Below are 19,319 nucleotides of genomic sequence, written 5' to 3'. Positions count from 1 at the left end.
CCCCTGTTGCCTGAAAACCGGGATCACCGGACGTAGGGTTTCGTCATGACAGGCACAGGAGACGAGAAGCACTACGGACACGGCCCCGAGCAGGTCGGCGTGCCGCGGAAGAAGAAGGCCTGGCCCGAGAAGCAGAAGGGCCCGGTGCTGGTGCGCCGGGACCAGGTCGGCACGAGCACCACGGACCAGCGGCTGCTGGACACCACCGGCCCGACCGACTGGCTGCACACCGATCCGTGGCGGGTGCTGCGGATCACCTCCGAGTTCGTCGAGGGCTTCGGCGCCCTCGCCGAACTCCCGCCCGCGATCAGCGTCTTCGGCTCCGCCCGGACCCCGGCCGACTCGCCCGAGTACGAGGCCGGCGTGGCCATCGGCCGGGCCCTCGCCGAGGCCGGCTACGCGGTGATCACCGGAGGCGGTCCGGGTGCCATGGAGGCCGCCAACCGCGGCGCCTCCGAGGCCGGCGGCCTCAGCGTCGGCCTCGGCATCGAGCTGCCCTTCGAGCAGGGCCTCAACGAGTTCGTCGACCTCGGGCTGAACTTCCGTTACTTCTTCGTCCGCAAGACGATGTTCGTGAAGTACTCCCAGGGCTTCGTGGTCCTGCCCGGCGGGCTCGGCACGCTGGACGAGCTGTTCGAGGCGCTCACCCTGGTGCAGACGAAGAAGGTCACCCGCTTCCCGGTGATCCTCTTCGGTAGCGCGTACTGGGGCGGCCTCTACGAGTGGCTGAAGAACACCCTGGTCGCGCAGGGCAAGGCGGCCCCGCACGACCTGGAGCTGTTCCACATCACCGACGAGATCGACGAGGTCATGAAGATCCTCGCCGACACCCGCCGGCCGACCAACCAGATCTAGGCCGGACAGGCCTGGGCCCCCGGCCCTCCGGGCCGCCTACGCCAGCCCCCGGCGGGCGACCGCCGGGGGGCGGGTGCCCCGGATCGAGGCGACCATGTCCAGCACCTGGCGGGTCTCCGCGACCTGGTGGACCCGGTAGACCTGCGCGCCCAGCCAGGCCGAGACCGCGGTGGTGGCCAGGGTGCCGAGCAGCCGCTCGTTCACCGGCCGGTCCAGCGTCTCGCCGACGAAGTCCTTGTTGGACAGCGAGACCAGCACCGGGAAGCCGGTCGCGGTCATCTCCGGCAGCCGCCGGGTGGCCTCCAGCGAGTGCCGGGTGTTCTTGCCGAAGTCGTGCCCCGGGTCGATGATCACCGCGTCCCGCCGCACACCCAGCCCCACCGCCCGCTCGGCCAGCCCGACGGTCACCCGCAGGATGTCCGCCATCACGTCCTGGTAGCCGATCCGGTGCGGCCGGGTGCGCGGCTCGGCGCCGCCCGCGTGCGTGCAGACCAGCCCGACGTCGTGGCGCGCGGCCACCTCGGCGAGCTTCGGGTCCACCCCGCCCCAGGCGTCGTTCAGCAGGTCGGCGCCCACCTCGCAGACCGCCTCGCCGACCTCGTGCCGCCAGGTGTCGACGCTGATAACGGCCTCCGGGTGGCGCTTGCGCAGCTCGGCCACGAAGGGCACGGTGCGCCGCAGCTCCTCCTCCACCGTGACCTCGTCACCGGGCCCGGCCTTCACCCCGCCGATGTCCAGGATCGCCGCTCCCTCGGCCATCGCGCGGTCGGCGGCGGCGAACGCGGCCTCGTCCGCGAAGGTCGCCCCCCTGTCGAAGAACGAGTCCGGCGTCCGGTTGACGATCGCCATGATCACCAGCTCGTCGTCACCGAATTCCCGCGGTCCCAGGCGCAGTGCCACCGATGTCTCCTCCACAGCTGCTGCGGGTGCGATGATGGCCCCCGGCCTCACAGGGACCATGCTGTCATGATCAGTTTGGTCGGGGGCACTTCGCAGCAGGCCGGCCGGGAGTTCGGGAGGACAGCTCGTGTTCTGGGTGATCGTGGTCGCCATGGCCGTGGTGGTCGGCGGCGCCGCGCTGGTGGCGCTCGGCGGGGGCGGCTCGATGCCGGAGGCGGTGCAGGACCGCATCGCCGCCCGGCTGCCGCAGGACCGTCCGCTGAGCAAGGCGGACGTGGACGACCTGCGGCTGCCGATGGCCGTCCGCGGCTACCGGATGGACGAGGTCGACGACGTCCTGGACCGCCTCGGCGCCGAACTCGCCTACCGCGACTCGCGGATCGCCGAACTGGAGGCCGCCGGCCACCTGCGCGGCGCGGTCGAGGCGACCGACGGCCCGGACGCCGGCGCCGAACCGCTGCCCGGCCTGGAGGAGTTCGCGAAGGTGGTCGAACCGGCCGTCGCGCTCACCAAGGAGCGGCCCGAGCAGGAGCGGCCCGAGGACGCGAAGCCGGTGAACGACCGGTGACCGCTCCCGCCGAGGGCGCGGTGCTCGGCGCGGACGGCCTGCGCCGCTGCGCCTGGGGCGAGTCGACCGACGACTACCGGGCCTACCACGACACCGAGTGGGGCCGTCCGGTGCACGGCGACGACGCCCTGTTCGAGCGGGTCTGCCTGGAGGCGTTCCAGTCCGGGCTGTCCTGGCTGACCATCCTGCGCCGCCGGGAGGGCTTCCGGTCCGCGTTCGCCGGCTTCGGGATCGCCGCGGTCGCCGAGTTCGGCGAGGCGGACGTGGAGCGGCTGCTCGCCGACACCGGCATCATCCGCAACCGGGCCAAGATCGAGGCCGCCATCGCCAACGCCCGGGTCGCCCGCGACCTGGACGGCGGGCTGGACGCGCTGATCTGGCGGTTCGCCGGAGCCCCGGACCGGCCGGCCCCCCGCACGATGGGGGAGGTGCCGGCCGTCACGCCCGAGTCGACCGCGCTCGCGAAGGCCCTGAAGAAGGAGGGCTTCCGCTTCGTCGGCCCGACCACCGCCTACGCCCTGATGCAGGCCTGCGGCCTGGTCGACGACCACCTGGCGGACTGCCACGTCCGCACCGCGCGCCCGGTGTGATCCGAAGAGGGCCGCTGGGCGCGCCCTAGCGGCCCAGGTAGGTCGGCTTCTCCTTGGCGATGAAGGCGCGGACCGCGATCCGGTGGTCCTCGCTCTCGCCGGCCAGGGTCTGCAGCTCGTCCTCCTTGTCGAGCAGTTCGTCCAGCGAGTGCGAGGCGCCGTACGCCAGCGACTCCTTGATGGCGCCGTAGGCCACCGTGGGGCCCGCGGCCAGCTCCCGGGCGAAGGCCCGCGCGGTGGCGGCGAGCTCCCCGGCCGGCACCACCCTGGTGGCCAGGCCCAGCTCCAGCGCCTCGGCGGCCTTGACCGTCCGGGGCAGCATCAGCAGCTCGGTGGCCCTGGCGTGCCCGACCAGCCGGGGCAGCGTCCAGGAGGCGCCCGAGTCGGCGGTCAGGGCGATCCCGGCGAAGGCGGTGTTGAAGCCGGCCCGGTCGGAGAGGACCCGGAAGTCGCAGGCGAAGGCCAGCGAGGCGCCCGCGCCGGCCGCCACCCCGCCGACCGCGGCGACGGTCGGCTTGCGCATCCCGGCCAGCGCCCGCACCAGCGGGTTGTAGTGCTCGGCGACGGTGCCCAGCGGGCTCTGTCCGGTCTCCTCGGCCCGCTTCAGCGCCGTCAGGTGCTCGTTCAGGTCCTGCCCGACGCAGAACGCGCGCTCGCCGGCCCCGGTCAGCAGCACCGCCCGCACCGCCGGGTCCGCGGCCGCGGCGGCCACGGCGTCCCGCAGCGCGACCTTGGTCGCGACGTCCAGGGCGTTCATCGCCTCTGGGCGGTTGATGGTGATGACGGCCAGGCCGCCGTCCAGCTCGTACAGCACGGAATCGGACATGGGCGAGGGCTCCCTGTGGTCGGCTCGGTGTCGGTCGTGTGCCAGGATGCCGGAGCGGACGGCCGGGTGGGGAGTGTGAGGTATCGCACCTTTCGACGGCCCGCGCGCCGCCGCCACGCCGGGGCTTATGACGGCAATTGCGGCGCTTGGGGGCGGTCCGGCCGATGTTGCACCGAGAGTGATGTTGGTCATCAGCCCGTGGCATGCGGGATAATGGCTTCCGATCAATGCGTTCGATACCGGCGGTGGACGGACTGCCGGTGCGTAGCTGAGCGGTTGCAGGAAGGGGAACGAGCATGGCGGCCATGAAGCCGCGGACGGGTGACGGCCCGCTCGAAGTCACCAAAGAGGGACGGGGCATCATCATGCGCGTTCCGCTCGAAGGCGGCGGACGCCTTGTGGTGGAGCTCACACCTGACGAGGCCGACGCCCTCGGCGAGGCCCTGAAGAAGGCCTGCGGCTGACCGCAGCGGGTGCTCGTCATCTCCTGGAGATGTGCTGCCGGGCCCGGGTACGACGTCATGTCGGCCCGGGCCCCGCGGCGTTTGGGGCCCTGCCCGGCCGCCCGGAGGCCGCGGTCCGGGGCGGCGGGGCCGCTGCCTGACGGTCCGGCTGCCTGACGGCCCTGCCGCTCGACGGTCCTACCGCTTGATGGCGCAGAGCAGTCCGTCCGAGACCGGCAGCAGCGCCGGCAGCAGCGCCTCGCTCTCCCGGACGTCCCGGACCAGGTCGCGCACCGCGCCCGTCTGGGGGTCCTGCAGCTCCGGCTCGGCCAGCCGGCCCTCCTGGAACACCCCCTCGAAGCAGACCATCCCGCCCGGCCGCAGCAGCCGCATCGCCTCCAGCAGGTACTCCCTGGACTCGGCCGGGTCGCCGTCGCAGAACACCAGGTCGTACTGGCCGTCGGCGAGCCGGGGCAGCACCTCCAGCGCCCGGCCCGGTATGAACCGCGAGCGGTTGGCCGCGAATCCGGCCGCGTGGTACGCCTCGCGGGCCAGCTGCTGGCGCACCGGCTCGGAGTCCACCGTGGTGAGCACGCCGTCCGGCCGCATGCCGCGCAGCAGGTAGACCCCGGAGACGCCCGTCCCGGTGCCGATCTCGGCCACCGCCTTGGCGTCCAGTGCCGCGGCCAGCAGCCGCAGGCACGCCCCGCCGCTGGGCCCGATCGCCCGTATCCCGGTGCGCGCGGACTGCGCCCGGGCGTAGGTCAGCACCGCGTCCTCGCCGACGTAGGTGTCGGCGAGGGCCACACGCGCGGGCCCGAACTCGCTGATGGCTGCCTCTTTCGGAGCCCCGGGTTACGGCCCGGTGCCGAGGGAAGTCGATATTTCCTGGCACAGATTACTGGCCGACCGGGAACCGCGTACGGCGGCGGGCCGTTGTCACGAAGGACCGGGTACGGGAGACCTCCCGGGCACTTTTATCCGGGCTTGACGGGTGAGGTGGATATGGTGGTGGCCCTGCTGGGCAGAAGAGCCGACCGAGGAGGTGTGGCCGAGGGCGACGTCCCCGTGCGGCGGCACTCCCGCGGCACCGCGTCGGCCCGTACGCCGAAGCCCGTGATGAACCAGCCTGCGCACTCCGACCTGGACCAGCCCGCCGCCGCGACGCCGGCCGCCGGTACCACCGAGGCCCCCGCCCTCGCGACCTTCACCGAGGGCCCCGACGCGCAGACCTGGACTCCACCCTCCTGGGAGGAGATCGTCGAGGCGCACAGCGCCCGGGTCTACCGCCTCGCGTACCGCCTGACGGGCAACCAGCACGACGCCGAGGACCTCACCCAGGAGGTCTTCGTCCGGGTGTTCCGTTCGCTGTCCACCTACACCCCCGGCACGTTCGAGGGCTGGCTGCACCGGATCACCACCAACCTGTTCCTGGACATGGTCCGCCGCCGCCAGCGCATCCGCTTCGACGCGCTCGGCGAGGACGCGGCCGAGCGGCTCGCCTCCCGCGAGCCCAGCCCGGCCCAGCACTTCAGCGACACCCACTTCGACGCCGACGTGCAGCACGCCCTGGACACCCTCGCCCCGGAGTTCCGCGCCGCCGTGGTGCTCTGCGACATCGAGGGACTGTCCTACGAGGAGATCGCCGCCACGCTGGGCGTCAAGCTCGGCACCGTCCGCAGCCGCATCCACCGCGGCCGCTCGCACCTGCGCGCCGCGCTCAAGCACCGTGCCCCCGGCTCGGCCCCCGGGCGCGAGCGCCGCGGCGGCTCGGAGGAGCCGGTGCCGGTCGGCGCCGCCGTCGAGGGCGCGCTCGCGCCGGGTGCGCGCGGACGGAGGCGATCGTGAGCGGAACCGGCCGGTCCGGGCCGGGCCAGCCGGACCCGTCCGGCCGGTCCGCGGCCAGGCGGGGCTGGGCCCTGCCCGGCCGCCGCGGCGGCGACGAACCGGGCGAGCCCGTCCTGCCCGCGCTGCCGCTGCCGGGCGAGACGGCGCTGCGCGCGGTGCCGGTGCGCCCCGCCGAGCCGGCCGCCGAGGAGCACCACCTCGGTGAGCGCCTCTCCGCGTTCCTGGACGGCGAACTCGGCCACGACTCGCGCGATCGCGTCCAGGCCCACCTGGCGACCTGCCCGCAGTGCCTCGCCGAGGTCGACGCGGGCCGGGCCGTCAAGCACCTGCTGACCCGCACCGGCACCCCCGGCCCCTCCTCCGGCCTGATGGCCCGGCTGATGGCCGTCGGCGGCCTGCCCGAGGACGATCCGGCGGACGCCGACTGGCCCGTCCGCCGCGGCAGCCGCGGTGACGACGACGACCTGCCCGGCGGCGGGGTCGCGGCCGGCGGCACGCTCGGCGGCAGCCGGCTCACCGGCGGCTCCTTCGGCCGCGGCGCAGGCGCCTCCTTCGGCGCGGGCGCGCTCGGCGCCGACACCCCGGTGCCCGGGGTCGACCCGCGGGCGTTCGGGCGCGGCGGCGCGGTGCTGCGGCCCCTGATGGGCCGGCGCAACGGCCGCCCCGAGGCCGCGGCCCGCCCCGAGAGCACCGTCCGGCCCCGCCCGGCCGCCGCCGTACGCTCCGCCGCGCCGCGCGGGCGCCGCTTCGTCTTCGCCGCCGCGGGCGCCTTCTCGGTCGCCGCGGTCACGCTCGGCGGGGTCGGCGGCCTCAGCGCGCAGAGCGAGGACCAGCACGGCAACCCGGTCAGCACGGTCGGCAACAGCGGCGGCACGGGCCGCAGCGGGGGCCTGGTCCCGATGACCGCGCAGATCCCGGTGGACTTCCCGGCCCACCCCGTCGCCGCGACCCGCGACGCGACGCCGCCGCCGGCCTCGGAGCGCAACTCGGGCGGCCTGCCCGCACTGCGCCAGCAGACCCGCTAGGCCCTGTCCGCACCTAGAGCGCCGCTCGCGCCCCGGTCGCGACGATCTCGGCCATCGGCAGGTCTTTACCACGGCTTCATCGCAGCGTGGACCATGGACCCGCCGATGGCCATTACCCTGTAGGGACCGTCGTCCGACGAGCTAGGGAGCTTAGGTGTTCAGCGATGTAGGCGGGCTGGAGATCCTGACCCTGGCCGTGATGGCGATCATCATCTTCGGCCCCGACAAGCTGCCGAAGCTGATCCAGGACACCATGGGCTTCATCCGGAAGGTCCGTTCCTTCGCCGACAACGCGAAGGAGGACATCCGCAGCGAGCTGGGCCCCGAGTTCAAGGACTTCGAGTTCGAGGACCTGAACCCCAAGACCTTCGTCCGCAAGCAGCTCATGGGCGGCGAAGAGGACCCGCTGGGCCTCAAGGAGATGAAGGACTCGCTCGACATCCGCTCGGTCCTGGACGACAAGCCGGCGGCGCCGGTGAACGGCCGCAGCGGCAGCGTCAGCTTCGAGAAGGCCGCCGCCCCGGTGGCGGCCTCCACCGGGGCGCCGTTGCAGCCCGGCGAGCGGCCCCCGTTCGACCCCGACGCGACCTGACCGGCCCCCGGTCACACCCCGTACGACCACGCCACCGCCCCGCCCGGCCGCCCGGCTGAGCGGGGCGGCGGCGTGTGCGCCGCTATTGTGCTGATTGTTCCCGCTGAGCCGTCCGTCACATTCCGCGCTGTCGCGGACCAGGAACGGCTCCCGGGAACGCCGCGGTACGCCACGATGGGAGCGCGCCACGGCAGGCAAACGTGTGTTTGAGGAGGCCCGGGGATGGACGCGACGAGTCAGGCGGTGGGGACGACGGCCACGGCCGGCGGCCCGGTGGTCGGCGGGCAGGCCGGCCCGGCGGACCCGCTGGTGCCCTACCTGTCCGCCGACTTCCCCTGGTACGGCCTGGACGACGGCTGGACCGGCCGCCGCTACCTGATGCAGGCCGGCGCCGGAGGCCCCCGGGCCGGGGCGCCCGGCAGCGTCGACTACGGCAGCCTCGGCCACGGCGAGGAGCCGGCCAGGCAGTACGAGCCGCGCGACATGCGCAGGTTCGCGGTCGTGGTCACGGTGGCCCGCCGGGACAGCCGCCGCAGCGCCGACAACACCGGCACCCTGGAGGCGACCTCCGCCTCCTCCGCCGCCTGGCTGGCCGGCTCGGGCCTGCTCGCCTCGACCTGGCCCGGCCAGCTCGACCGCGCGCTGCGCCAGGACTGGCTGGACCAGCAGAGCACCCTCGCGTGGGACCTCGCCGACGACCTGGCCGGCCCCGGCTGGTCCACCCTCAGCCTCCCGGTGAACGGCCTGCCGCAGCCCTTCCGCTACCGCGAGTCCGAGTACGGCTGGGTGCTCGCCGGCGAGGCCCCGGGCGTCCTGCTCGGCGCCTACGGCCGCGGCGTCAGCGCCTACGGAGCCGGCTTCGCCACCGCCCCCGACCTGACCGCCTACACCCGCCCGTAGGGCGCGACGACGCCGAGTACGCCGAAGGGGCCGGGTGGTCGAACCACCCGGCCCCTTCGGCGACGCGTCATCAGAACTTGTTCTTCGGGGTCAGCCCGAGGGAGAGCCCGGAGAGGCCGCGCTGGCGGCCGCCGAGCTTGCCGGCGACGGCGCGCAGGGCGACGCCGGCCGGGGAGTCGGGGGCGGCGAGCACGACCGGGCGGCCGTCGTCGCCGCCCTCGCGCAGGCGCACGTCGATCGGGATCGAGCCGAGCACCGGGACGGTCGCGCCGACGGTGCGGGTGAGCGCGTCCGCGACGGTCTGGCCGCCGCCGGTGCCGAAGACGTCGATCATCTCGTCGCAGTGCGGGCACGGCATGCCGGACATGTTCTCGATCACGCCGACGATCTTCTGGTGGGTCTGCACCGCGATGGTGCCGGCCCGCTCGGCCACCTCGGCGGCGGCCATCTGCGGGGTGGTGACGATCAGGATCTCCGCGTTGGGGACCAGCTGGGCCACCGAGATCGCGATGTCGCCGGTGCCGGGCGGCAGGTCCAGCAGCAGGACGTCCAGGTCGCCCCAGTAGACGTCGGCGAGGAACTGCTGGAGCGCGCGGTGCAGCATCGGGCCGCGCCAGACCACCGGGGCGTTGCCCGGGGTGAACATGCCGATCGAGATGACCTTCACGCCGTGCGACTGCGGCGGCATGATCATGTCCTGGACCTGGGTGGGCCGGCCCTCGACGCCGAGCATGCGGGGCACGCTGTGGCCGTAGATGTCGGCGTCCACGACGGCGACCTTCAGGCCGTCGGCGGCCATCGCGGCGGCCAGGTTGACCGTGACCGAGGACTTGCCGACGCCGCCCTTGCCGGAGGCGACGGCGTAGACCCGGGTCAGCGTGCCCGGCTTGGCGAACGGGATCTCCCGCTCGGGGGCGCCGCCGCGCAGCAGCTGGGAGAGCTCCTTGCGCTGCTCGTCGCTCATCACGTCGAGCTCGACCTCGACGCCGGTCACACCGGGCACGCGGCCGACCGCTTCGCGGACCCGGGTGACGATGGTGTCGCGCATCGGGCAGCCGGAGACGGTCAGGTAGACCGCGACGCGCACCACGCCGCCCTCGGCGATCTCGACCGATTTCACCATGCCGATCTCGGTGATCGGGCGGTTGATCTCCGGGTCGTTGACGGTCGCCAGCGCCTGGCGTACGGACTCCTCCGTGACGCCGGCCGCGACCTCTGTCTCGTTGGCCATGCCTTGATGGTACGGCGCTCGGGGGATCCCCTAACCCGACGGTGGCGTGCCGCCGGTCACAGCGTCTCGGAGGGCTCCCGGCGCTCCTCGATCTCCTTGAGCAGGGACTGGAGTTCGGAGCGGATGAAGTCCCGGGTGGCGACCTCGCCGAGCCCGTGCCGCAGTGCCGCGACCTCGCGGGTCAGGTACTCGGTGTCCGCGATGTTGCGGTCGCTGCGGGCCCGGTCCTGCTCCATGTTGACCCGGTCCCGGTTGTCCTGGCGGTTCTGCGCGAGCAGGATCAGCGGGGCCGCGTAGGAGGCCTGGAGCGACAGCACCAGGGTGAGGAAGATGAAGGGGTAGCTGTCGAAGCGCACGTTCTCCGGCAGCAGGGTGTTCCAGGCCACCCAGATGATGATCACCACCGTCATCCAGACGATGAAGCGGCCGGTGCCCAGGAAGCGCGCGATCCGTTCGGAGAGCTTGCCGAACGCCTCCGGGTCGTAGGCGGGCAGCGAGATCAGCCCGGGCCGGGCGGTGCGGGGCTGGTCGAGCCGGGTGCGGGCCGGGCCGGCCACGGAGATCTCGGCGCGCCGCTCCCGGCCGCCCTCCCGGCCGCGCAGTTCGCGCAGCTGGCGCAGTTCCCGCAGTTCGCTCTGGAGGCGTTGGCGGGGGGACTCGTCCCGCCGCCCCTTGCGGTCAGCGTCCACCGTGCACCTCTTCCCTCGTGCCGTCCGTGTCGTCGTGGCCGTGCAGGACGGACTCGCGCCAGTCCTCCGGCAGCAGGTGGTCGAGCACGTCGTCGACGGTCACCGCGCCGAGCAGGTGGTCGGCCTCGTCGACGACCGGCGCGGACACCAGGTTGTAGGTCGCCAGGTAGCTGGTGATCAGTGACAGCGGGGTGTCCGGCGGCAGCGGGTCCAGGTCGTCGTCGACCAGCGAGCCGACCAGCACGTACGGCGGCTCGCGCAGCAGCCGCTGGAAGTGCACGGTGCCCAGGTACTTGCCGGTCGGGGTCTCGTTCGGCGGCCGGCAGACGTACACCTGCGCGGCGAGCGCGGGCTTGTGGTCGGAGACCCGGATGCGGGCGAGTGCCTCGGCCACGGTCGCGTCCGGCTCCAGCACGACCGGCTCGGTGGTCATCAGACCGCCGGCGGTGTTCTCCTCGTACGACAGCAGGCGGCGGACGGGCTCGGCCTCGTCCGGCTCCATCAGCTGGAGCAGCCGCTCGGCCTCGTCGGCGGGCAGTTCGGAGAGCAGGTCGGCGGCGTCGTCCGGGTCCATCGCCTCCAGGACGTCGGCGGCGCGTTCGTCCTTGAGCTTGCCGATGATCTCGACCTGGTCGTCCTCGGGCAGCTCCTCCAGGACGTCGGCGAGCCGCTCGTCGTCGAGCGCGGCGGCCACCTCGGCGCGGCGCTTGGCGGACAGGTGGTGCATGACGCTGGCGAGGTCGGCGGCGCGCAGCTGGTCGAAGGTGGCGAGCAGGTTGGCGGCGCCCTGGTCCTGCTCGGGCAGCGTGAAGCCGGTGACGTCCTGCCAGTCCAGGGTGAGCCGCTCGCCCTTGCCCTTGCGCAGCCGGCCGGCCCGGCCGATCTGGACGAAGACCTTGCTGATCTCCCACTCGCGCATCCGGGTCTGCACCATCCCGACGTCCAGCACGGTGACGTTCTCACCGGTCTTGGACCAGGTGACGGTGCGGTCCAGCAGTTCGGCGAGCACCAGGGTCTCGGACGGGCGCTGCTCGAAGCGCCGCAGGTTGATCACGCCGGTGGCGAGCACCTGGCCGGACTCCAGGCTGGTCACCCGGGTCATCGGCAGGAAGATCCGGCGCCGGCCGACCACCTCGACCACCAGGCCCAGGACCCGCGGCGGGCGGCCGCTCAGCCGCAGCGAGACGACGACGTCACGGACCCGGCCGACCTGGTCGCCGTTCGGGTCGAAGACGGCGAGGGCGGAGAGGTGGGAGATGAAGACCCGGGTGCCTGGCCCTGCCATGAACTCCCTCGACTCGTTCGATGCCGTGCCGGGTACGCCGGGGCGCACCTGCGGGCAAGGCTACCCGCGTGTCGCGAGCCCGGCCCGACGAGGCACGGTACACAGCCGAGGAGTCCCGGGCGTGAATCTTTAGCGGCGCTTGAACAGCAGTTTGGGCAGGCCGGCCGGGACGGGGCGGCGGGTGGTGGCCGCGGTGGGCATCGGCTGGGCGGCGTGCGAGACGTCCGGCATCGTGCCCGGACGCTCGGTCAGCGCACCGGCGGGCTCCAGGCGCAGCACCCGGCACTCGCGGGCCCAGCGGTCGGTGATGGTGTCGGTGTCGGGCGCGTTCAGCCGCTTGCCCTTGAGCTCCTCGACGGCGCCCAGCCAGGCCTCGCCGCCGGGGGCCAGCTCCGAGACCCGGGCGCTCCAGCCGGTCAGCCGGCCGCCCTTGTCCTTGCTGCGGACGGTCACCACCGCGCCGGATCCGGCGGTCAGGCCGTGCAGCGGCTGCTCGCCGCCCTCGCCGACCACCACCACGGCGCCGTCGTGCCAGGCGTGCCAGAGCGGGCGGGCCTGCTCCTGGCCGTCCGCGCGGACCCAGAGGAGGCCGGACTTCTTCGCGGCCTCCTCCAGCAGGGCCTGGTCGAGGAAGTCGTCGGCGGTCGCGGCGGCGGGCGTACGGTCCATGGCGCCCAGCGTACGACCTCCGCCGTCCACGAGTTGTCTCAGCCGTCGGGCGACAGTTCCATCGGCTTGCCACGGGCCTTACCGTAGGAACGCCCGGCCCCGGCCCGGTTCAGCCCGGTCCCCGCCTCGCCCCAGCCCACGTGACCAGCAGAGGAGCGCCGTGCCCGCCGCCCGGCCCGCGACCGCCCCCGCACCAGCCGCCACCGCCACCGCCACCGAGCCGGTGCACCCGCTCCCCACCGCCGACCTGCTGCTGCTCGCCGTCTCCATCGCCGGCATCTCGCTGTCCGGCCCGCTGATCAGCGCCACCGCCGCGCCCGCGCTGGCGATCGCGTTCTGGCGCAACGTCATGTCGGTCGGCGTCCTCGGCCCGTACGCGCTGCTGCGCCACCGCGCCGAACTGCGCGGGATCGGCCGGCGGGCGCTGCTGCTCGCGATCGCGGCGGGCGCACTGCTCGCCGTGCACTTCGCGCTCTGGATGCCCAGCCTGCGGATGACCTCGGTGGCCTCGGCGACCGCCCTGGTCACCACCACCCCGCTGTGGACCATCCTGCTGATGCGCCTGCTCGGCGTCCGCGCCCCCCGGATGGTCTGGCTCGGCACGGGCGTGGCCTTCGCCGGCGTGCTGGTGCTGACCGGCGTCGACCTCTCGCTCTCCCCGCGCGCGCTGCTCGGCGACGCGCTCGCCCTCGGCGCGGGCCTGGCCGCCGCCGGGTACATGCTGCTGGGCGCTGAGGTCCGCAGGACCGTCAGCACCACCGCGTACACGCTGGTCTGCTACGCCACCACGGCGGCGGGCCTGCTGGCGATCTGCCTGGTCGCCGGGACGCCGCTGGCCGGCTGGCCGGCCGGGGTGTGGTGGCAGATCGTGCTGCTGATGGTCGCCGCCCAGCTGCTCGGCCACTCGCTGAGCAACCGCGTGGTGCGCACCCTCGGCCCGTCGATCACCTCCACGGCGATCCTGCTGGAGACCCCGGGCGCGGCCCTGATCGCCGCCCTCTGGCTCGGCCAGTGGCCCCCGGTGGCGGCGTATCCGGCGGTGGTGCTGATCCTGGTGGGCCTGGTCCTGGTCGCCCGTGGCGGCCGGCGGTAGCGGCCGGCGGGCGCCGCGGGCGGCTACAGCCAGCCGTTGCGGCGGAAGCCCCGGTACATCCCGACGCAGATCAGGATGATGGCGGTGAGCACCATCGGATAGCCGTACTTGTGGTGCAGCTCGGGCATGTACTCGAAGTTCATCCCGTACACGCCGGTGATCATGGTGGGCACGGCGAAGATCGCCGCCCAGGCGGTGATCTTGCGCATGTCCTCGTTCTGCGCCACCGAGACCTGCGCCAGATTGGCCTGGAGCAGCGAGTTCAGCAGTTCGTCGAAGCCGTGCACCTGCTCGGTGACCCGGGCCAGGTGGTCGGCGACGTCCCGGAAGTACTTCTGGATGTCCGGGTCGACGAGGCGCTGCAGCGGTTCGGACAGCTGCTGCATCGGGCGCAGCAGCGGCACCACGGCTCGCTTGAACTCCAGTACCTCGCGCTTGAGTTGGTACACCCGGCCGACGTCGGCGCTGCGCCCGCCCTTGGCCGAGAAGACGCCGTACTCGATCTCGTCCACGTCGTTCTGCAGCCGCTCGGAGACCAGCAGGTAGTTGTCCACGACGTGGTCGGCGATCGCGTGCAGCACCGCGGACGGGCCCTTGGCGAGCAGCCCGGACTCGTCCGCGTCGGCCTCCAGCCGGTGCCGCAGCTCCTGTAGCGAGCCGTGGCCGCCGTGCCGGACGGTGATCACGAAGTCCCGCCCGGCGAAGACCATCAACTCGCCGGTCTCCACCACCTCGCTGGTCGGGGTGAGCTGGTCGTGCTCGACGTAGCGGATGGTCTTGAAGACGGCGAACAGCACGTCGTCGTAGCGCTCGACCTTGGGCCGCTGGTGCGCGTGCACCGCGTCCTCGACCGCGAGCGGGTGCAGGCCGAAGCGCTGGGCGATGCCCTCGAACTCGGCCTCGGTCGGCTCGTGCAGCCCGATCCAGCTGAACGAGCCGTCCCCGTCCGGGAGTTGGTGCGCGGCCTTGATCCGGCGGGCGGCCTCGCGGGGGCTGCAGGTCTCGCCGTGGCGCTTGCCGTGCTGGTACACCGCGCAGTCGACGACCGCCGAGCCGGCGCCCGCCGGGACGGCGTCGTACGCGCCGGCCGCGGAACGGCGGCGGTTGGTGCGGACGGCGGCGCGCAGGCTGTTGATCATCGACATGGCAGGCTCCCTGGAACAGGAGCCGCCGCACAGCGGCGTCGGGGTCCCCCGTCGGAAGGCGGGGGAGGAGCGGGCGGCCGTGGTGCGACGGCGAAGAACACCGGTGAAGGGGGGTGAGGGTGCTCTCCCGGCCGGTTCGTCCGCGTCCGGCCTGCCCGGGCTACCTCGGCTGGATCAGCCGGTTCAGCCTGCGTGGCGAGGGGTGCGGGGAAGTCGGGGCCGGGTAGAGCTGCCGGTACTGCATGGTCGGCCGGTATCCACCGCAACCACCTCCTTCGTGCCGCCGCCCCGGGAACCTGAGGATTCCCGGTGGCCAGTCGCTCACCCTAACATCTGACCGACCATCGGCGCCCCGGGCTTTCCCGAGGCTTTGCCCGGGCCGCCCGCACACGGCCGGCCCGCCCCCGGGGGTTACGCTCACCGGCATGGCGCACGACTTCCCGCTCTTCGGCGAACCCCACGGCGGCAGCTCCCCGGCGCTCTCCCGGGAGGCGGTGCTGGCCGCCGTCGAGGCCCGGCTGATCACCACCTTCGGCGAGCCGAGCGGCCGCGCCGCGGTCACCTTCCTCGGCACCGACCGGATCGAGGTGCTGCGTTTCGGCCCGGACGCCGACGGCCTGGTCCGGTACGCGACGCTCGGCATGTCCGCCGCGCCGATGGCCGACCCGACCGCACCGGTGGCCGACCAACTGCGCGGCCCACGCGCCGAACTGGTGCTGACCGTCCGCGGCGGGCGCGACAGCGTGCTGCGCAGCCTGGCCACCCTGGCCGCGACCCCGCAGGTCGAGGGCCTGGTGGTGGCCCCCGGCGGCTCGCTGGACCTCGGCGCCCCGCTGTGGGACGGCGCGCCGTTCACCTCGGTGCTGGCCGCCGAGCCGGGCGGCCTGGTGCCGGACCTGGAGCTGGACGAGCCGGCCGACCCGGTCCGTTTCCTGCCGCTGCTGCCGATGACGCCCAACGAGGCCGGCTGGAAGCGGGTGCACGGCGCGGCCGCGCTCCAGGAGCGCTGGCTGGAGCAGGGCGCCGACCTGCGCGACCCGGACCGCCGCGGCGTCCGGCTGGACTGACCGGGGCTCAGGTCACGGGTCTCCCGTCCTGGCCCCGCGCTCCCGCCGCGCCCCCGCACCCCGGCGCGCGGCCCTCAGCCGCCGATCGGCTTCGCGCCGGTGGCCTGCGCCAGCAGCGCCTCGTACACCGCGGGGTCGGTGGTGTGCTCGCCGAGCCGGACGGTCTTGCGGCTGCCGTGGTAGTCGCTGGAGCCGGTGACCAGCAGCCCCAGCTCGTCGGCCAGGCCGCGCAGCCGCACCCTGGTCTCCTCGTCGTGGTCGGTGTGGTCGACCTCCAGCGCCGCCAGCCCGGCCGCCGCGAGGTCGGCGATCACCTGGTCCGGAACGGTCCGCCCGCGCTTGACCGCGCCGGGGTGGGCGAACACCGGTACCCCGCCGGCCGCCCGGACCAGCCGGACCGCCTCGATCGGGTCGGTCTCGTGCTTGCGGACGTCCGCCCGGGCGCCGTTGGCCAGCCACTCGGCGGTGAAGGCGTCCGACACGGTGGCCACGACGCCCGCCTCGACCAGCGCGCTGGCGATGTGCGGGCGACCGACCGAGCCGGTCCCGGCGATCCGCTGCACCTGCTCCCAGCTGATGTCCGCGCCGAGTTCGCGGCAGCGCTCGACGATCGCCCGCCCGCGCCGGAACCGGTCGGTGCGCACCAGCTCCCGCTCGCGCGCGAACTCCGGCTCGTCCGGGTCGAACAGGTACGCCAGCAGGTGCATGCTGACGCCGCCCACCACGCAGGACAGCTCGGCGCCCGGGACGACGGTCAGCCGGCTGCCGTCCGGCAGCGCGCGCACCGCCTCGGCGGCCTCGGCGTGGCCCGCGACGGTGTCGTGGTCGGTGAGCGCCACGACGTCGAGGCCCGCGGCCACGGCCGCCGCGACCAGCTCGGTCGGGCTGTCGGTGCCGTCGGAGGCGTTGCTGTGGGCGTGCAGGTCGATGCGCACGGGGCGGACTCCTGAGGGCTCGGGGTGCCGCCCAGGATAGGACAGGGCGCCGGGCCCCGGCCGGACAGCACCTATCCCAGCAGGCGGGGGGAGAGGGCCCCGCAGGGGAGCAGGTCCAGTTCGGCGCCGGCCTCGCGCAGGTCGGTGAGGACGAGTTCGTCGTACATCACCAGGGCGGACTGCTCGGGCCAGGCGACGGCCCAGAGCCAGAGGCCGCGGGCCTCGCCGACGAACACCGCGCGGTCGACCGGGGCGTCCGGGACGTGGAACATCGGGGTGGGCCGCCCGGCGGCCAGCAGTTTGGCGTCGGCGGGCTTGTAGAGGCCGACGGAGTCGCCCGGGTCGGGCCCGGGCATCCCGGCGTAGCGGGCGCCGAGGCCGACCCCCAGTTCCTCGGCGACGAGCACCAGCTCGCCGAAGCCGCCGAGCGGGGCCGGTCCGGAGCAGGCGACGGCGGTGGCCCGGGCGCCGGAGACGTCGTCGCCGACGTGGGCGATGCCGGTGTAGAGCCAGCCGACCGGGAGCGGCCAGGGCAGCCAGACGGGGACCTGCGAGCGGGCGACGGCGACGCCCAGGGCTTCGACGCTCGGTGGCAGCACGGGCTGCATCGGGTGCACGGCTCCGTGCCGGTCGCACTGCCAGGTGTCTGAGAACAGACCGGGGGCGCGGACCCGACCGGCGCACCTCGGGCAGCTTGGCTCGCCCCTCATAGGCGACAACGCTCCTCCCTCCGGACCGCCGCGTCAAGGACGATCACCCGTACGGAGGGCTCGGCGGCACCTGTCGGTGGCGGGGCCCGTTCGGCGCGGGTGGGGCGGCGCGGCACGGGCGGTTCCCGTTGGGGGATGTCCCGTGGCGGGCGGCGGCAAACGTCTACGGGCCCAGGGCCCGGACGCACTGACGCCCTGTCATCGGCGATCGCGGTGACAGGGCGTCAGTCGGGTATCGGAACGTCCGGATCGGACGCTCCCGGCTCGTCGGCGGCGGGTGAGGGCTCCCGGTCGGAGGCGCCGCGCGTGGTCAGACGGTCGGGCACGGGCGGATGAGCAGGCGCTCACCGGTGCGGGCGGCGGCCTGGACGAACTCGCGGACGGTCTCGGCGTCGGCTATCAGGCGGTCGGCGGCGGAGCCGTTGGCGTCGTCCAGTCGGACGATCTCGAAGCGCATGGTCTTCGTCATGGGCGTCTCCTCTTCTTGCCCCGTCGGTCGGGGCGATTGCGGCTGAGTGGGTACCAGCCCTTTCGGGGTCCTGCGGGTCCGGCGGTGCGGCCGGATCGTTCGGTTCGTACGTGCGGCGGTCTGCTGCGGCAAGGGCTCCCCCTGCTTGCCTGGTGCCTCGTGAACCACGGTGACGTGGTGATGCTTCCGGGTCGTTGCCCGACCGTGAAGTCCAGGTTTCGGCTGATTCGCGCCGACGCGGAGGCCGGCGATGATTCCCGGACAGAATCAAAGATTACCGTAACTAACGACTTTTGTCCTGTGTTGAGGACGGTCGAACTTCGAGAAGTGGTTCAGACCACTCTCCGGGACCGGTGCGGCTCAGGCCCAGAACGCGGCCAGCGCCTCGGCCGTGGCGGCCGGGCGTTCGGCGTTGGGGGAGTGGCCGGCCTCCTCGACGACCACCCGGCGGGCCCCCAGGCGCTCCGCCATCCCGGTCTGCTCCGGCACCGGCCAGGCGTAGTCCCGCACCCCGGACAGCACCAGCACCGGCAGGCCGGCGGTGGCGGCGGCCAGCTCCGCCACCCGGTCCGGCGCGGCGACCAGATGGCCACCGGTGACGCTCAGCGACAGCGGTACGTTGGCCAGCCAGCGGCGGTGCAGGAACTCCGCGACGGCCGGCTCCGGGCGCTGCTTCTGGTCCCCGCTGCCCTCCTCCATCTGCCGCATGACCTGCCAGATCTCCTCCAGGCTCATGACCGGCAGCACGTCCAGCAGCAGCTGGGTACGGGCCGCCTCGGCCGGGTCGATCGCGCCCGGGCCGGTGGACATCAGGGTCAGCGAGCGCCACGGCGACGGGCCGTCCGCGGCCGCGGCCAGCACTGCCTCCCGGACCACCTGGCCGCCGAAGGAGTGCCCCAGCAGGTGCGGCGGCCCGCCGTCGGCGGCCACGGCCTCGGTGAGCGCCCGGACGTCCGCGCCCAGCGCCTCGACGGCGTACGCGGCCGGGTCGTCCGGGCCGCCGGTCTCGTACTGGCCGCGCTGGTCGACGGCGGTCACCCGGTAGCCGGCCGCCGCCAGCGGCTCCAGCAGGGCGATGAAGTCCTCCTTGCTGCCGGTGAAGCCCGGCACCAGCAGCGCCGAGCCGCGCACCGGCCCGTCCGGCTCGGCCCGCAGCGCGGCGAACCCGCCGCGGCTTGTGGACAGCCGCAGCGCGCGGGCGCAGCGGGGAAGGGTGAGGAACGGCGGCGTGCTCATGGGCTGCTCTCCTGCAGGCGACTGGCCGGTGCCCCCGACCCTATCCAGCCTGTGCCGGAACGCCGGAACGCCGGAACGCCGGAACGCCGGAACGCCGGAACGCCGGAGGGGGGGGGGGGGGAGGGGGGGGGGGGGGGCCCCCCCCCCCGGGGGGGGGGTGTGAGCTTTCCCGGGGGGGGGCCCGCAGGAGGGGGGCCTTGTGGGTGCCTTGGCGTTTGCCTTGGGGAGATGGACTGGGTACGA

Annotated in this window: 22 protein-coding genes; 10 read left to right on the top strand and 12 right to left on the bottom strand. The window is 74.0% G+C overall.

Annotated features, from left to right (window positions below; genetic code table 11):
• Window positions 1–45: 45 nt before the first annotated feature.
• Window positions 46–855, top strand: a complete 810-nt coding sequence (locus tag AC07BF_RS12835) for an LOG family protein (protein ID WP_363586756.1) — start codon at window positions 46–48, stop codon at window positions 853–855.
• A 36-nt stretch (window positions 856–891) separates the two neighbouring features.
• Here the strand turns inward: AC07BF_RS12835 and folP are convergent, their stop codons facing one another.
• On the bottom strand, window positions 892–1,704 hold the full coding sequence (gene folP, locus AC07BF_RS12830) for a dihydropteroate synthase (protein WP_363586766.1): 813 nt from the start codon (window positions 1,702–1,704) through the stop codon (window positions 892–894).
• A 178-nt stretch (window positions 1,705–1,882) separates the two neighbouring features.
• On the opposite strand from folP, the gene AC07BF_RS12825 reads away from it, so the two are divergent.
• Both AC07BF_RS12825 and AC07BF_RS12820 read left to right on the top strand, forming a co-directional pair.
• Complete coding sequence (locus tag AC07BF_RS12825; RefSeq protein ID WP_363586755.1) at window positions 1,883–2,323, top strand: DivIVA domain-containing protein; 441 nt, start codon at window positions 1,883–1,885, stop codon at window positions 2,321–2,323.
• The gene (locus AC07BF_RS12820) at window positions 2,320–2,913 is read left to right on the top strand and encodes a DNA-3-methyladenine glycosylase I (RefSeq protein WP_363621455.1); all 594 of its coding nucleotides are present in this window, start codon (window positions 2,320–2,322) and stop codon (window positions 2,911–2,913) included. The genes AC07BF_RS12825 and AC07BF_RS12820 overlap by 4 nt, the downstream gene beginning before the upstream one ends.
• A 25-nt stretch (window positions 2,914–2,938) precedes the next feature.
• On the opposite strand, the gene AC07BF_RS12815 is transcribed toward AC07BF_RS12820, so the two are convergent.
• Window positions 2,939–3,739 (bottom strand): enoyl-CoA hydratase-related protein, encoded by an 801-nt coding sequence (locus AC07BF_RS12815; RefSeq protein ID WP_363629537.1) that lies wholly within the window; start codon window positions 3,737–3,739, stop codon window positions 2,939–2,941.
• Between the two features lie 296 nt (window positions 3,740–4,035).
• Between AC07BF_RS12815 and AC07BF_RS12810 the strand changes: the two genes are divergently transcribed.
• Window positions 4,036–4,203 (top strand): DUF3117 domain-containing protein, encoded by a 168-nt coding sequence (locus tag AC07BF_RS12810; protein ID WP_014137929.1) that lies wholly within the window; start codon window positions 4,036–4,038, stop codon window positions 4,201–4,203.
• 177 nt (window positions 4,204–4,380) lie between these two features.
• Here AC07BF_RS12810 and AC07BF_RS12805 read toward each other — a convergent pair whose 3' ends face one another.
• Window positions 4,381–4,989, bottom strand: coding sequence for an O-methyltransferase (locus AC07BF_RS12805; RefSeq protein ID WP_350879900.1), 609 nt, complete (start codon window positions 4,987–4,989; stop codon window positions 4,381–4,383).
• A gap of 312 nt (window positions 4,990–5,301) precedes the next feature.
• Here AC07BF_RS12805 and sigE point away from each other — a divergent pair, with 312 nt between their 5' ends.
• The 4 genes from sigE (at window position 5,302) to AC07BF_RS12785 (ending at window position 8,547) form a co-directional block, all read left to right on the top strand.
• Window positions 5,302–6,030 (top strand): RNA polymerase sigma factor SigE, encoded by a 729-nt coding sequence (gene sigE / locus AC07BF_RS12800; protein ID WP_371522687.1) that lies wholly within the window; start codon window positions 5,302–5,304, stop codon window positions 6,028–6,030.
• On the top strand, window positions 6,027–7,055 hold the full coding sequence (locus tag AC07BF_RS12795; RefSeq protein WP_363586752.1) for a zf-HC2 domain-containing protein: 1,029 nt from the start codon (window positions 6,027–6,029) through the stop codon (window positions 7,053–7,055). The genes sigE and AC07BF_RS12795 overlap by 4 nt, the downstream gene beginning before the upstream one ends.
• A 154-nt stretch (window positions 7,056–7,209) precedes the next feature.
• Window positions 7,210–7,647 carry a sec-independent translocase gene (locus AC07BF_RS12790; protein ID WP_363621459.1) on the top strand — a complete coding sequence of 146 codons (438 nt, stop codon included), beginning with the start codon at window positions 7,210–7,212 and terminating at the stop codon, window positions 7,645–7,647.
• A 222-nt stretch (window positions 7,648–7,869) separates the two neighbouring features.
• Complete coding sequence (locus AC07BF_RS12785) at window positions 7,870–8,547, top strand: hypothetical protein (protein WP_063347930.1); 678 nt, start codon at window positions 7,870–7,872, stop codon at window positions 8,545–8,547.
• Window positions 8,548–8,617: 70 nt separating this feature from the next.
• On the opposite strand, the gene AC07BF_RS12780 is transcribed toward AC07BF_RS12785, so the two are convergent.
• From AC07BF_RS12780 to AC07BF_RS12765, 4 genes are all read right to left on the bottom strand, one after another.
• A complete protein-coding gene (locus AC07BF_RS12780) occupies window positions 8,618–9,778 on the bottom strand; it encodes an Mrp/NBP35 family ATP-binding protein (protein WP_363586749.1) in 1,161 nt (386 codons plus the stop codon).
• A 56-nt stretch (window positions 9,779–9,834) separates the two neighbouring features.
• On the bottom strand, window positions 9,835–10,407 hold the full coding sequence (locus tag AC07BF_RS12775; RefSeq protein WP_371522685.1) for a DUF1003 domain-containing protein: 573 nt from the start codon (window positions 10,405–10,407) through the stop codon (window positions 9,835–9,837).
• A 49-nt stretch (window positions 10,408–10,456) separates the two neighbouring features.
• Window positions 10,457–11,752, bottom strand: coding sequence for a magnesium transporter MgtE N-terminal domain-containing protein (locus AC07BF_RS12770; RefSeq protein WP_363586748.1), 1,296 nt, complete (start codon window positions 11,750–11,752; stop codon window positions 10,457–10,459).
• A gap of 129 nt (window positions 11,753–11,881) precedes the next feature.
• Complete coding sequence (locus tag AC07BF_RS12765) at window positions 11,882–12,421, bottom strand: hypothetical protein (RefSeq protein WP_400809852.1); 540 nt, start codon at window positions 12,419–12,421, stop codon at window positions 11,882–11,884.
• A gap of 160 nt (window positions 12,422–12,581) precedes the next feature.
• Here AC07BF_RS12765 and AC07BF_RS12760 point away from each other — a divergent pair, with 160 nt between their 5' ends.
• Window positions 12,582–13,514 (top strand): DMT family transporter, encoded by a 933-nt coding sequence (locus tag AC07BF_RS12760; protein ID WP_478333355.1) that lies wholly within the window; start codon window positions 12,582–12,584, stop codon window positions 13,512–13,514.
• Window positions 13,515–13,537: 23 nt separating this feature from the next.
• Here AC07BF_RS12760 and corA read toward each other — a convergent pair whose 3' ends face one another.
• Window positions 13,538–14,659: a magnesium/cobalt transporter CorA gene (gene corA, locus AC07BF_RS12755; protein ID WP_363586746.1), complete on the bottom strand. Its 1,122-nt coding sequence runs from the start codon at window positions 14,657–14,659 to the stop codon at window positions 13,538–13,540.
• 425 nt (window positions 14,660–15,084) lie between these two features.
• On the opposite strand from corA, the gene AC07BF_RS12750 reads away from it, so the two are divergent.
• On the top strand, window positions 15,085–15,726 hold the full coding sequence (locus tag AC07BF_RS12750) for a suppressor of fused domain protein (RefSeq protein WP_363586745.1): 642 nt from the start codon (window positions 15,085–15,087) through the stop codon (window positions 15,724–15,726).
• 74 nt (window positions 15,727–15,800) lie between these two features.
• Here the strand turns inward: AC07BF_RS12750 and AC07BF_RS12745 are convergent, their stop codons facing one another.
• The 4 genes from AC07BF_RS12745 to AC07BF_RS12730 form a co-directional block, all read right to left on the bottom strand.
• Complete coding sequence (locus AC07BF_RS12745; protein ID WP_363586744.1) at window positions 15,801–16,661, bottom strand: PHP domain-containing protein; 861 nt, start codon at window positions 16,659–16,661, stop codon at window positions 15,801–15,803.
• A gap of 71 nt (window positions 16,662–16,732) precedes the next feature.
• Window positions 16,733–17,371 carry a DUF6758 family protein gene (locus AC07BF_RS12740; protein WP_363586743.1) on the bottom strand — a complete coding sequence of 213 codons (639 nt, stop codon included), beginning with the start codon at window positions 17,369–17,371 and terminating at the stop codon, window positions 16,733–16,735.
• 310 nt (window positions 17,372–17,681) lie between these two features.
• On the bottom strand, window positions 17,682–17,840 hold the full coding sequence (locus AC07BF_RS12735) for a hypothetical protein (protein ID WP_159398440.1): 159 nt from the start codon (window positions 17,838–17,840) through the stop codon (window positions 17,682–17,684).
• Window positions 17,841–18,200: 360 nt separating this feature from the next.
• A complete protein-coding gene (locus AC07BF_RS12730; RefSeq protein WP_363586742.1) occupies window positions 18,201–19,076 on the bottom strand; it encodes an alpha/beta fold hydrolase in 876 nt (291 codons plus the stop codon).
• Window positions 19,077–19,319 lie beyond the last annotated feature (243 nt).

The organism is Kitasatospora sp. NPDC043950, assembly GCF_056435345.1.
The sequence above is the reverse complement of the archived record's forward strand: the minus strand, read 5'-3'. Positions and strand labels throughout refer to the sequence as shown.

Coding starts and splice junctions, on each gene's coding strand:
- AC07BF_RS12835 (WP_363586756.1), top strand. CDS start 46: ATGACAGGCACAGGAGACGAGAAGCACTACGGACACGGCCCCGAGCAG.
- folP (WP_363586766.1), bottom strand. CDS start 1,704: ATGGCGATCGTCAACCGGACGCCGGACTCGTTCTTCGACAGGGGGGCG.
- AC07BF_RS12815 (WP_363629537.1), bottom strand. CDS start 3,739: ATGTCCGATTCCGTGCTGTACGAGCTGGACGGCGGCCTGGCCGTCATC.
- AC07BF_RS12810 (WP_014137929.1), top strand. CDS start 4,036: ATGGCGGCCATGAAGCCGCGGACGGGTGACGGCCCGCTCGAAGTCACC.
- sigE (WP_371522687.1), top strand. CDS start 5,302: ATGAACCAGCCTGCGCACTCCGACCTGGACCAGCCCGCCGCCGCGACG.
- AC07BF_RS12785 (WP_063347930.1), top strand. CDS start 7,870: ATGGACGCGACGAGTCAGGCGGTGGGGACGACGGCCACGGCCGGCGGC.
- AC07BF_RS12780 (WP_363586749.1), bottom strand. CDS start 9,778: ATGGCCAACGAGACAGAGGTCGCGGCCGGCGTCACGGAGGAGTCCGTA.
- AC07BF_RS12770 (WP_363586748.1), bottom strand. CDS start 11,752: ATGGCAGGGCCAGGCACCCGGGTCTTCATCTCCCACCTCTCCGCCCTC.
- AC07BF_RS12765 (WP_400809852.1), bottom strand. CDS start 12,421: ATGGACCGTACGCCCGCCGCCGCGACCGCCGACGACTTCCTCGACCAG.
- corA (WP_363586746.1), bottom strand. CDS start 14,659: ATGTCGATGATCAACAGCCTGCGCGCCGCCGTCCGCACCAACCGCCGC.
- AC07BF_RS12750 (WP_363586745.1), top strand. CDS start 15,085: ATGGCGCACGACTTCCCGCTCTTCGGCGAACCCCACGGCGGCAGCTCC.
- AC07BF_RS12740 (WP_363586743.1), bottom strand. CDS start 17,371: ATGAGGGGCGAGCCAAGCTGCCCGAGGTGCGCCGGTCGGGTCCGCGCC.
- AC07BF_RS12735 (WP_159398440.1), bottom strand. CDS start 17,840: ATGACGAAGACCATGCGCTTCGAGATCGTCCGACTGGACGACGCCAAC.
- AC07BF_RS12730 (WP_363586742.1), bottom strand. CDS start 19,076: ATGAGCACGCCGCCGTTCCTCACCCTTCCCCGCTGCGCCCGCGCGCTG.